The 12,336-nt window shown below is 44.5% G+C and carries 11 protein-coding genes and 2 pseudogenes; 8 read left to right on the top strand and 5 right to left on the bottom strand.

Annotated features, from left to right (window positions below; translation table 11 throughout):
* A pseudogene (locus tag I2H74_RS24725) lies at nt 1-312 on the bottom strand (hypothetical protein); the annotation flags it as partial.
* Between the two features lie 145 nt (nt 313-457).
* Here I2H74_RS24725 and I2H74_RS15130 point away from each other — a divergent pair.
* The gene (locus tag I2H74_RS15130; RefSeq protein WP_195575070.1) at nt 458-1,351 is read left to right on the top strand and encodes a LysR family transcriptional regulator; all 894 of its coding nucleotides are present in this window, start codon (nt 458-460) and stop codon (nt 1,349-1,351) included.
* Nucleotides 1,352-1,537: 186 nt separating this feature from the next.
* On the opposite strand, the gene I2H74_RS15125 is transcribed toward I2H74_RS15130, so the two are convergent.
* The gene (locus I2H74_RS15125; protein WP_229106713.1) at nt 1,538-2,161 is read right to left on the bottom strand and encodes a hypothetical protein; all 624 of its coding nucleotides are present in this window, start codon (nt 2,159-2,161) and stop codon (nt 1,538-1,540) included.
* 464 nt (nt 2,162-2,625) lie between these two features.
* On the opposite strand from I2H74_RS15125, the pseudogene I2H74_RS15120 reads away from it, so the two are divergent.
* Nucleotides 2,626-2,751, top strand: a pseudogene (locus I2H74_RS15120) (zinc-binding dehydrogenase); the annotation flags it as partial.
* A 64-nt stretch (nt 2,752-2,815) separates the two neighbouring features.
* Here I2H74_RS15120 and I2H74_RS15115 read toward each other — a convergent pair.
* Nucleotides 2,816-5,284, bottom strand: coding sequence for a glycoside hydrolase (locus I2H74_RS15115; RefSeq protein WP_195575066.1), 2,469 nt, complete (start codon nt 5,282-5,284; stop codon nt 2,816-2,818).
* A 73-nt stretch (nt 5,285-5,357) separates the two neighbouring features.
* Nucleotides 5,358-7,481 carry a DUF5054 domain-containing protein gene (locus I2H74_RS15110; protein WP_229106712.1) on the bottom strand — a complete coding sequence of 708 codons (2,124 nt, stop codon included), beginning with the start codon at nt 7,479-7,481 and terminating at the stop codon, nt 5,358-5,360.
* A gap of 117 nt (nt 7,482-7,598) precedes the next feature.
* Here I2H74_RS15110 and I2H74_RS15105 point away from each other — a divergent pair, with 117 nt between their 5' ends.
* Nucleotides 7,599-8,486 carry a helix-turn-helix transcriptional regulator gene (locus tag I2H74_RS15105; RefSeq protein ID WP_195575064.1) on the top strand — a complete coding sequence of 296 codons (888 nt, stop codon included), beginning with the start codon at nt 7,599-7,601 and terminating at the stop codon, nt 8,484-8,486.
* Between the two features lie 51 nt (nt 8,487-8,537).
* On the opposite strand, the gene I2H74_RS15100 is transcribed toward I2H74_RS15105, so the two are convergent.
* Complete coding sequence (locus tag I2H74_RS15100; RefSeq protein WP_195575253.1) at nt 8,538-8,666, bottom strand: helix-turn-helix domain-containing protein; 129 nt, start codon at nt 8,664-8,666, stop codon at nt 8,538-8,540.
* A gap of 85 nt (nt 8,667-8,751) precedes the next feature.
* Here I2H74_RS15100 and I2H74_RS15095 point away from each other — a divergent pair, with 85 nt between their 5' ends.
* The 5 genes from I2H74_RS15095 (at nt 8,752) to I2H74_RS15075 (ending at nt 12,324) form a co-directional block, all read left to right on the top strand.
* A complete protein-coding gene (locus tag I2H74_RS15095) occupies nt 8,752-9,357 on the top strand; it encodes a beta-galactosidase (protein WP_195575062.1) in 606 nt (201 codons plus the stop codon).
* Nucleotides 9,358-9,770: 413 nt separating this feature from the next.
* Nucleotides 9,771-9,929 carry a hypothetical protein gene (locus I2H74_RS15090; RefSeq protein ID WP_229106711.1) on the top strand — a complete coding sequence of 53 codons (159 nt, stop codon included), beginning with the start codon at nt 9,771-9,773 and terminating at the stop codon, nt 9,927-9,929.
* A 136-nt stretch (nt 9,930-10,065) separates the two neighbouring features.
* Entirely contained in the window at nt 10,066-10,641 is a 576-nt protein-coding gene (locus I2H74_RS15085) for a sigma-70 family RNA polymerase sigma factor (RefSeq protein ID WP_195575057.1), read from the top strand.
* A complete protein-coding gene (locus I2H74_RS15080; RefSeq protein ID WP_195575054.1) occupies nt 10,631-11,455 on the top strand; it encodes a hypothetical protein in 825 nt (274 codons plus the stop codon). The genes I2H74_RS15085 and I2H74_RS15080 overlap by 11 nt, the downstream gene beginning before the upstream one ends.
* Complete coding sequence (locus tag I2H74_RS15075; RefSeq protein ID WP_195575052.1) at nt 11,452-12,324, top strand: carbohydrate ABC transporter permease; 873 nt, start codon at nt 11,452-11,454, stop codon at nt 12,322-12,324. The genes I2H74_RS15080 and I2H74_RS15075 overlap by 4 nt, the downstream gene beginning before the upstream one ends.
* Nucleotides 12,325-12,336 lie beyond the last annotated feature (12 nt).

Genomic DNA, 12,336 nt, shown 5'->3' with positions numbered 1-12,336 from the left:
ATCGTATATGGTGACGAGCGGGAAGTTTGCTCTGTCAAAGGGAGCCGAAGTATTGCTCGGGGAGGATGACAGACCGTTTCCCAACATATTAGGCACAATAATAAAATATTTGTCGGGATCGAGCGCTTTGCCTGATCCTATTAACCACTCATTATCGTTATGCAAGCCTGCGAACCAGGTCGGGTAGACAATCGCATTGCTTTTGGATGCGTTTAACGTTCCATAAGTTTTATAAGCAAGAAAGGCTTGAGGCAGTGTATGTCCTGATTGCAATTCGACATCACCAAGTGGATATATTTCGTAATCTCTCATAATCTGATTCTCCCTGTATCGTATTTTCCGAAGAATGTTCCTAGGCATGTAGCTTGATTTTTACTCTACGATAGGATTACGATCAATTCAACGAAACGTTTTTGAACGTAATGTTCAATTATTTTGAATAAAGAGGTGTGTCCTCATGGAAATCCGACAGCTAAAAACATTTTGGACGCTTGCTTCCACCCGCAGTTTTAGCCGCACTGCCGAATCACTGAACTATGTTCCGTCTACGGTAACGATGCAGATCAAAGCTTTAGAAGAAGAGTTGGGAGTCAAGCTGCTCGATCGCCTCGGCAAGACAGTTGTGTTAACAGACGCAGGCTACCAGTTCTTGCCCTATGCGAGCAAAATTCTAAATGATATCGAAGAGGCTCGGCATGTTACAAGTCAGAGCGGGGAGTTGACCGGTACCGTTATCATTGGTGCAGACGAAGTGATCTGTACGTATCGGCTGCCCGCATTACTGCGGCTTTTTCGTGAGCGATATCCGCATGTGCGTCTTTTGTTCCGGCCCTTGTCCAGTCATAACCTGAAGCAGAGTCTACGAGAAGGACATGCAGATGTCGTTTTTATGCTGGATGAACCAGTCGTTACGATGGACCTTCATACGGAGGTTTTGCTGGACGAAACCTTTCTAATGGTCGTTTCCCCCGACCACCCGTTAGCTTCACGATCCACATTAAACATAGAGGACTTCCACGGAGAGCATATTCTCTTAAGCGAGCAGGGCTGCTCTTACCGGTTATATTTCTACCGCACATTGTTGAGAAAAGGGGCCGACAGCTTGACAGAGCTAGAGTTCAACAGTGCGGAAGCGATTAAACAATGCGCAATGATGGGGCTCGGCATTGCTTTGCTGCCTGAAATGGTGGTCAAGGGAGAAGTGGAGAGAGGGGAACTGATCGTGTTGCCTTGGAATTTATCTGAAATACGATTTACGACACAGATGTTGTGGCATGAAGATAAGTGGATTTCACCATCGCTCAAGGCCTTTATCGAATTGGCTAAAAGTGTTTTGAAAAGCAGCTCATGAGAGCTTTCATCCAAAACAGAGGATTAAACCTTAAGTCTTTGAATGGGACTGGCTCGAGTTATTATTTTAGTAGAAAACATAAGGATATCGAGCCAGTTTGAAGGGGAGAAGAAATCAAAATCAGTGCGGGAGGTGGTGAGGCAACCGAGCCTCATTCACTGAATGAACGGGCAGGGCAGCTGGATATTAGTTGTTGTGCAAACAGCCGAGCTCGGCCAACATTCGGTTCCATTTCAGAAATGGAAAAGAAGGGTTCGCTGAGTTTCGCAAGGAATAGGCATCTTCTCCCTCATAAACCCAACCATACCTTTCTTGATACTTCCATGTTGCATTACAGCCGTTCCAGTAGTCTTCATCCCACTGTTTGCTTTCTTCCAGCCAATCCTGCATTTCAGCTTCTGTAAACAGACCGGATGCTTTCCTCATATCGAGCTCCCAAGCCATAATCATTTGAAACTCCGCAAAGTCTCCAACCCCTACAAATCTTCTCAATAGCAGTGCGGGAATCCAAGCTTCCAGTTGATGTTCCGCCGATATTTGATTTACTATCGCTTGATATTCATGACATCTCATAACAAATGGATGAAAATGAGCTTCGTCATCCCAGGCGATTTCTATCTCTTCTTCATCTTTATGTTGATACCCAAGGGAAATATAGGCGAAATCTTCTCCTGGATCGAGAAGCAAAGCATCCTGTGCAGTCAATTGAAAATGAATAGGGTTATCCTCAAAGGTATCGTAGGTGAACTCATCCTGAAGCTTCCAAAAATATCGCTCCCAAAATGTTTTGGTATAAAATACGTTTTTCATTATCGATAAGCACATCCTTTTTCTAATTTGATATTTGGTTTCAAAGCGATTATCAAAAAGATCTGTCCGTCTTGTTGTGTTGACATCATTTTACCAAACCAGGATTGGATGTTAAACGAACTTCTTAGCTTTTTACTTTCAGTAACTGATTAGAAGTGATAGATCATACATCTGAAACAGAAAGGCTTTCGGTTAAGGCTTATCCTTGCAGCATCCTCGTTTAGGGTTGTTATACACTGGAAAACTTATGTTAATGACTGAACCTGCTTTTTAAAAAAATTAATATGTTATGATGCAGTTGCTTAAAGGATTAAACATTCGAACCAAGGAGTCATGCTCATGAAAAATAATCGAAATTTAAATATATTGGCTCAAGAATTTGAAGATTGCCAAGAAGTGTTGGCTGCAATTGGGGATAAAACAAGGCAAGCCATTATCATCACATTAATTAGTGCTGGTTGTGCAAGCCTGTCATTGATCGGGTATTTTCTTTTCAAGATGCTCAAATGGCGATGGAATATTCTGAGTCCGGAAGGGCTAAAGGGAAAATAATCTTAAACGTCAAATCTTATTCCAACATGATAACCTAAATAAAAAAAGCAGGACAGTGATAAAAACGAGTCCTGCTTTTGCATGAAATAATAACGATGAGAGTTAATCAGTCAAACTATAATGATCATCATTAATTCTCCAAGACAGTATACCTGCGTTCATGCTTGCACATGCAGCTAAAGCAGTTTCTGGTGTCTGTAGTTCCTCGCCCCATGCAACATAGTATCGGAATTCATAAAATCCACCTAGTGTTGCCTTAAAGTTTGTCTCCCAGTAATTATTCATCGGCCATGAGTAGAGGTGAGCAGGTTCTTTAGTTAGTTCCGGATGCCCACTAAGAAGTCGATCCTCGTAGTCTAAAGAGCCGATTTGAATGAGCGGTGTGTCTGGCATTGCAATCGCAATCCCTTGAGCATCATTGACATACGCAACACCTTCATCAACGCAGTAGAAATCGGCAAGAGAACCTGGGAGTTGATCGACTCGCGGACGTAAAGCGGCCCCCGTTTTTTCAATCCAAAGTTCTTGCTGCTTTGATGCAGGGGCACTTCCAAAAGGAAGTGAAATGTATAAATTTTCTGGATCCCATACGCTTTCCTTATGCATCCGTACGGCAACATCGACACGAGCACGATCACTGTATACAGTGACGAGTATGGAGTAATGACTGCAGCCGTCTACACGGTATGTCAAACGAACTTTACCGTATAGCGCTCCTCTTTCAATAATGTCTACGTTTATTAGCTTTCCCACTGATGTAATCGCATCAGGTCCTCTTCGGTTTCGTCCCATCTTACGGCGAACATCATACATACCAAATTCATTCGGTGCGCGAGTTACATTGTACACAGGAGTAAATACATGATGATTACGATCTGCGCGCAGTAGGTCTTGATTCGTGATCTTGTCGATCCACTTCGTAATGCCAGCCTCCATCTCCCATTCGAGTCGAACGAACGGCGATTCAATAAATTTTGGCGTAATGTGAAGCTTAGGCGTGATCGGAGGAATAATATCCATCATTCGATCAGATCCCACATAGTCCGTCCGATATGCAGTTACAGACTTGCGATAGGCAAGAGGCTTAATCCTCAAGCGGACCTGCTGCTTTGGCTGAAGGGTTACCGGTATCGTGATGATCACGCCGCGGTGGCCTGTAACCATTTGCGCCTCGTATTCAGTACCCGTTTCTTCATCTATGACTTCAAAGCCATCCTTCAACTCCGATATATGCCAGCCTTCCATAATGAGCTCTGCATAATCGGTTTGCTCATAATCATTTGGGTTGTACAACGCGAACTTCATTGGACGGTTAGGACTTAGCAACGCATCACCACGTGCTTCTAGGATGTCATACAAAGCCGTATGAGCAAGTGAGCTTGCGTTGGCAGCATACGCTTCTTTCCTGCAGCCAAGCTCCTGAACGAATGGATTCCAAGGCTCTGTGACAGAGGAGTGGTAACCCCAAGTATGCTCAGCGAATAGAGCAAGGTCATATTCAATCGCTTCAAGACGTTCTTTGGAGACAATCTGGCATGAAGGATCTAACTTCTTCACCTTTGTATACACACGTTGAGCTTCACGGAAGATCTGTACATGCATCGGTGTTGTTGCTGAACCATCTGTCCACCAATCCGGCCAGTCTCCACGGAAGGTTTCCATTTCCTCGGGATGCTCCTCTGCATAAACTCGCAAGTCTGCAAAGAAATCGTCCAATGTCGCAGGTTGAATAAGAATGCGATCACCGTGCTTTTCATTCCAAGGATTCACAAAATCCATCAAGGCTGCATTCGGCGAGCCATTGTCGGTCGGAAGACCTGATACCATCACGGGTACAAACGGGAACGTGTATCCATCAGCAACCAATTGCTCTAAATAACGTTCAAATCGAGCTTCGGCCACTTCAAAGGATACGCCGTTACGGACATCATGATCATCGCGAATTGTATAAGATCCTCCAATCCCAGGAGTTAAGCCGAGATCATTGCCGAACATGTAATGCTCGCCGCTCCAAGCGAGAATTCGATCACCCTTAGGCGTTTCCCACCAGAAAGGAACTTGCTTCTTCCATAAGGGGAACATGGAATGATGTGTGTGAATGCATGTCATTAAGTTCTCGACGCCGGCATCGGCCAACACTTGACTATATCCCCAACCGAATCCAGTTATGTCAGCCGTCATTGCAGAACGAACAGGAAATTCAATAGACTGTCCATAATCAGTAATTCGTTTGATCATGACAGAGAGCATCTCTTGACTTAACTGCTCACCAAAATTGAGATAAGTACCGGAAAGACCGATATAGCCTTTCTTCACGGCATGAGCAAATTCTTCTTTTTCTTTATCCGTTGCTTTTAATAGGAATGATTCAACAGGCCAATAAGTTTCACAGACCCATTTATAGCCCTTCCAATCAGGTCTAGCACCGCTCTCGATATCTCGTACAATTTGCAAAGCCTGCCGGATATAATGAACATGATATTGGCGAATTTTTTCTTGGCGTTCGGTGTAGCCAACATCGGTATGGGAATGTTGAATGACGTAAATGGTCCACGGTTTACTTTGATTCATCGTCAAGCTCCTTTCGAGGTTACAGGATCATCCGTCCTAAAATGAGAATTGCTCCATACAAGATTCAAATGCATTATAGGTGAGATTGAAATTGCAACTTAAAGCGGAATAAAGCATCTTCTTCATACCATGATTGGAAATTGGTACCCCATACATTATTGTGCAAATTCACATGCATTCCTCCGGAGAGGGGAGCAAAGGTATGGTCAAATTGAACCAATCGAGGTTCCCCAGGACATACAAGTGCTGCATCCAAGGTATCGATATGAACCTCTCCATCTGCTGCTGCATAGTACATCCCTTGCTGAACCGCATGCATATTGCGATTCCCGCCTTTTACAACGTCATGTGGCGATATGCGTTGTCCGATCTTGTCCAGCTTCCATTGGTTCGGATTGTTAACGATCGGATTAAAGCTCATCCAGCTTGCTTCAGGAAGGCGATAGGCATCCTTGTCAAACCACTGCAGCTTGCATTCAACCGTATGCGTATTTTTCTTAAAGATGTATTCCAGCGTCAATTCTCTTGGAGCTCCCATGCGTTCCCATGACATTCTTGGCATGCGCAGGCATGCAATCACTACATCCTCTGCTTCGCCATAGACAGCCTGCAAGAACTGGAGCTTCGGGGTCATGATCTCGTGTGTAATCCACTCCTTGGTTAAGTCCATGCCTGGCTTCCCGAAATCCCCTGTCGCCCACACATGTGTATATCTCCACCTAACATGGTATTCACGATACCAGCGGTCATAATCGGCCTGTGAATAGGTTTCGTAAGAGAATAAGCCGATTTGATTGTCAGGCCCTGCCCATTCACGACCTTGAGCGTCCTTGAGTCCAACAATTGCGCCATTATCCTCAAACACAACCTCAAAGTCTCCTAATACGTATGGTTGATCAGGAGATAGGGAAGTGCCATCAGCATCAGCTAGGATGCTGCGGGATGGGATTAATGCCGATAGTGCAGCTTGCGCTTCAGCTTGCCGCTCAGGATGCAGTGCCTTTATTGCTTCATCCAAATATTTTCGCTGCTCCAACCAAGAGCGCTCCATAAGACTAAAGGAACGCGAATGCAGCTTTTCTTCTGCTTCGTCTCCGAACATTTCAATCATTTCAGCACGTGAATTCATTTCGTAGAAACGATATTCTAGCGGATTAAGGCTAATATCAACCTTGTCGCGCTTTCGTGCTTCTTGGAAATCATCCTTATCATAATGGATATAATCTGCTAGATATCGTTTGATATCTACTCCCCAGGTATGCTCAGGGATCATAATTAACTCATCACAGAAATTTTTGTACTCTTCGTCGATTACGTTAAGCGTTCCATCTTGAAGCCACTTTCTCTTTAAGCGAAGCAATTCACGGTAGCATGCTAATTTATAGGGATCTGTAGCAGAGCCATGAATCCAGCTGTCACCGATTTCTTCCTCCACGACAGGCAAGGTATCACGGATTTCCCACACTTTTTCGGCATATTCGTCTAATGTAGAAGCTTTAATTTCTGCGTGCGGATAAGCTTCACGCAGCTGAGCGAACTCTGCTTCAATCTGTTCAACCGTAGAAGGACCATGGTTATCATGGGTGTGTGCAAAATAGAGAATATCGTTCAAACCTTCAATTTCAAAGGTTGTGCCGTAATCTTTGCTATATTGGACTACGATTTCCGAACCGTCCGTATTCTGCCATAAGAACATTTCAGGGACATGAGGAACATGACTGGATGGATTAACGCCTAAATGTAAATACTTCAATCCTGCCATTGCCATATGCGTGATTAAAGATCGTGTATGCCCCGGAACGTCTGTCATTTTGGCAGCGATCGTACGCTTGCCAAAACGCTGATCAAGCCGCTTGGCAATTTGAATGCTATAATCAAGTAATTCGCTATCGTATAACTCGGTATAGGTGGTGAAAGGAAGCCCATGCCATCTTAAATAGTCTTTTGCTATCGCTTCTTCTGCTTGTTGCTTTTCCTCATCTGTTCCATGCTTTAATAAATGATGGATTAACCATGAGCCCGTAGTCCAGATAAAGGAACCTTTCTCTGGATGCTCATTAAAATATTCAGCTGTCTGTATCGCTTTTGGGAAGAACAACTTCATATAGCGATCCGTAACATTTTTAGCGAGATCCGTGTAGCCAATGTCCAAATGTGTCTTGAATATAACGTGTATGCGTGTAGCGTCTTTATTCAAGCTTATCGCTCCCTCCTGATGATTACGCTCTCATTGTATCGAAACTTATCCTATTTGACTTTTCGATTTGTATCTAATAGGATCAGAAACATATCTGAGAAGAGGTTGTGTAGTAGGGTGACAGAACATATCAAAAATGAACGATGGGTATATTTTGCAGATTGGGAGCGCAGCCCTGCAACTCGTGTTGAAGACTTACTACTACTGGGGTATGACCATTTCAGCAAAGCAACACCTTTAACGAGTCATAAGCATGAAGATGCCTATGAGTTCGTCTACGTCGATCAGGGGGCTGTCGATTGGGAAGTAGGGGAAGAATTCCACCGGACGAATGCCCAGCATATTATTCATACCAGACCGGGTGAACAACACCGTGCCAGCTTTGATTATATCGGACCGTCCACGATTTGGTGGATGATCATTCGAGATCCGGCTCAGCATATCGAATGGTTCGGTCTCCAAGAGGAGGAGCGTCAGACCTTTGTTAGATGGATGCAAAACGGTCCTCGCGTCCAATTGGTCAGTAAAGATATTGTCATCTATTTCAAACGATTGAAACAGCTTCTTCAACAGCCATGTACGGAATTACTTGAATTTCAGCTTCGTCATTACGTCTTGGAGCTTTTGCTGCAGATCCTTCACCACCCGCAGCATATTGTACAATCTCCTAACATGAATACTTACACCCAGCAGCTAAAAGTAAGACTTCAGCAGAATCCCGCTGATCGATATGCAATTGAGCAGCTTGCGGAAGAGATGGGGTTAAGCCAGTCGCATTTCTATCGCGTGTTCCGAGAAACGAATGGGCAGTCGCCTACGTCATATATGGAACGAATTCGCATGGACTATGCATGTCAAATGCTGACGGAATCGAAGATGACAATTACGGATATCGCCATGGAGCTAGGTTTTAAGACTAGCCAGCATTTTTCAACGGTTTTCAAAAAAATGATAGGGATGACGCCTAAGGCGTGGAGGAAACAACATACGCAGTTGGACAAATAAAGCAAGAAGAGCAAGGAAATTCCCTATGCTCTTCTTGCTTTTCTCAATATATCAGCCTTTATTTTGGAGCTTATAGGCAGTAGGTGAGATAGACATGATTCTGCTGAACTGTCGCGAAAAATAATAAGGATCATGAAAGCCGACATTTGCAGCAATTCCCTTGATCGAAAGCTCGGTCAGGTAAGCTTAGCTGTTCATGTCCATGGCGTTTGCTTATCTGCCCCATACTGATGGGGTGTATGAGCAGGAATGATATGAACCTACCGTGACAAGCTATGATTATCATGCCTTACTGAACGAGTCCAGCGACATCACAGAAAAATACTTAGCCATCCGTGATGTGATTGGCAGGTATGCTGAGCTGCCAGATTTATCTCTTCCTGAAGCTGAAGAGAAGCTGCAGGTGGGACAGATTCAGCTTATTGAGCATACGACTCTCTTTAAGTCGCTTTCTCGATTAACCACGCCAGTAGAAAGTCCGTATCCAGTTACCATGGAGAAATTGGGCCAAGATTATGGCTTTATCCTATACGAAACGCATATAGCAGGGCCATTGGAAAAAAGCAAGCTGGCTGTGCAGCATGTTCGTGACCGTGCTCTCATATTCTTGGATGGCATCTATCAGGGTGTCATTGATCGCAACACCCATGATATATCCTATCAGTCCACCGATCATGATCTTTTTCTAGAAATCCCTGAAGGCGGAGCAAAGCTTAGCATTCTTGTCGAGAATATGGGCAGAATCAATTATGGCTGGAACTTGAAGGATCCAAAAAGGCATAACAGAAGGTGTACGACTCGGGCAGCAATTTTTATATGGATGGAAGATTCACACCTTACCATTGAAAGATTTGTCTATATTGCTAGATAACTCTAATTGTTGAAGGAATCGCTAAAGATGAGGATGAACCTTGTTTCTATAAAACTACTTTTGAGCTGGATCAAGTGAAGGATAAGCACTTCTCAGAAGGCGAGAGACGCAGCCACTTCAATTGTGTTAGACCCAAGCCACATGCAACAGCCTTGGGACGGATGGGATGTGTCCTCCCAGATGAAAATTATCAATGCTACATGTGCCAGATTGGATGCAGCTGGTCTCCAATCGGTTCAAATTGCTGTTATGGAGAAATCAATCTTAGAACATTTGTTAGCAATTGGAATGCGTATGATGAGGTTACAAAGTCCAATATCGGGAAAATGAATACACATTCCTATGGGGGATCTAATCGAACCGGGATTAGGGATGCTGCATAAGCATCAGGCAAAATCCTATGGATGTCTGAAGTGGACTTAGGACCGACCGACATTCCATATCATCATGATGATTTCGAGCCTGCATCAGCATTAGCGGAGAGAATCATGACAGACATTACTTGGCTTGAGCCAAAGGCTTGGGTCATCTGGCAAGCGATTGAGAGCGAGAAAACCGAAATATATAGGTAAGATGAAAACGTACAAGTTGAGGAATACATTCATGCTGCTCACAAAGTTTATTTCATTTTCTTAGGGTCTCTATCGAACCTTTTCGATTTAACGAGGCAATATAGATTGTAAGCTTACTAAGGAGGGCCCTTTTTTCATGAGTGACATGAATATAGAGCATTGGATTGAACGGATGAAGGAGGGGGATCCATTAGGGTTTCAGGTGATTTATGAATGGTCGTTCCCCGAAATCTACCGCTCCGTTGTCTTTCTGATGACGGAAAAAAATGAAATTGAAGATGTCATGAACGAGATATATTTTCAGCTGTGGCGGTCCATCGACAATTATGATGTGAATCGTCCCTTCCGATTCTGGATGCATGGCATCGCGCTGAAGCAAATACAGAAGTGGAGAACCAAAAGCTGGAGGAGATTCCGAATCTTCGAGAAGAAGCGGATATCGGAGGTGGAAGAGCATATATTCGCGGATCGCTCTGTCCTTGAGGCTGAGACGCATCAGGAGATGCTGACCATCGTTCATCAATTATCCTACAAACTTCGCACGGTGATTATTCTGCGTTATTATCACGACTATACATTCGATGAAATCGCTGAATTGCTAAATATCCCCGTAGGCACTGTTAAATCCAGACACCATGCAGCACTAGGGAAGCTTCGCAAGCTTAGCCCATACTGTGAACCAGAAAAGGAGAAAGAACTTTATGTCCATTGAACAACAACTGCGCGATAAGCTACAGGATTGTGCGGAAGCAATGGAAAATCCATCCGACATGCAAAAGCGCATTCAAGAAATTTCTTGCGAACGTTATCGCAATGATAGAGATAAAGCAAAATCAAGGCTGAACGTTCGCATGGCAGCATGTGTGCTTGCGGTTGTACTCCTCGCGCCAGTGATCATCTATTCCGGGCCTGCCGTCGCAGCGCAGATTCGCGCCCTGCTCAATTTTTCAGGAACGGAAGATGTGCGCAGCTTCATCACTAAAGATGTGGATTCGGATTATGTTACGACGAACCTATATGCGGATGAGATTAGCGGGAATAAGGCGGCACAAGATGTGCTTGCGCGTATTTATCGTGCCTTCCCTGAGACGAAGGGCTTTGAGATCGCAAGCGCTCAAATTGCAGAGGGGATCAATGGAGGAAAGCAGATTCATCAATTGAATATCATTCTGATCGAGAAAGGGAAGACATTCGACGAGCCGCATCAAGAGGTCGTTGCCAATGTTGATGTGGAGACAGGACAGATTCACTTTGTTCAAACGGTTGGCCTAGAGCCTTATCCTCTGCATGCTGCTAAATTGCAGAAATCAGAATCAATTGCAACGGCTAATGCATTCTTAAAGAAATTGGATGTGTCTATTGACGGATATCAGCCTGAGGTGACAGTATCCTCCACGGGTGAAGCACAAGGAATAGGTCAATCCATCGTCATTTACAAACGTGCGGAGGATGGCAAAGAGATGTTTCAAGTGAATCTTCAAGATGACAGTATAAGTGTTGCATTCTATCCTTCGGAGAAGTCATGAAACGGAATCGTCTCAGCCGAGGAGAGGGAGTCGTGGCTGTAACGTTCTTATTGCCGAGTGCCATTGGTTTCTCGTTATTTTATCTCATTCCGTTCGGGATGGGGCTTGTCTACTCGGTATTGGACCGAACGGTTGGCGGTTCGTTTGTTGGGCTTCTGAATTATCAGGAGCTGCTGAGCAGCGGTTCCTTTCGCAAAGCCGCATGGAATTCGTTCTGGTTCACGGCAGTGAATGTCCCGCTGATGCTAATGCTGTCACTTGGGATCGCGCTAGTGCTGAATCGGAATCTCTATCTGCGTCAATGGCTTCGAATGGCTTATGTCCTGCCGTTGGTGGTGCCCGCAGCCTCCGTTGTGATGGTGTGGCAAGTGCTTTTTGATTGGAATGGATCCCTTAACGCTTGGATGCATGCTGCCGGGCTTGAACAGGTAGACTGGATGAAATCGGCCTGGGCGAGAGGTGTGGTCTCTGTATTCTATCTATGGAAGCATATCGGCTATAACATCATCCTATTCCTTGCAGGGCTGCAGAGCATCCCGCGAGATTACTATGAAACGGCTGAACTGGAGGGCGCGGGCAAGTGGCGTCAATGTTGCGGAATTACTCTTGTCTATCTTACGCCGACGATGGTCTTTGTTGTTCTGATGTCGATCATGAATACGTTCAAAATATTTCGTGAAACGTACTTGATCGCAGGAGATTATCCGCATGACAGCATCTATACACTTCAGCATTATATGAACAATATGTTCCTTGCGATGGATGTACAGAAGCTGTCTGCGGCTGCGACGCTTATGGTGATCGGTATATTTTTCATCTTGGCTATTCTGCTACGTCTAGAGAAGCGATATACACAATTTATGGAATGATTCGGGAGGAAC

This window comes from Paenibacillus sp. 1001270B_150601_E10 (assembly GCF_015558675.1).
GTDB lineage: Bacteria > Bacillota > Bacilli > Paenibacillales > Paenibacillaceae > Paenibacillus_B.
Note: the sequence above shows the minus strand (reverse complement) of the source record. Positions and strands in the feature narration are given on the sequence as shown.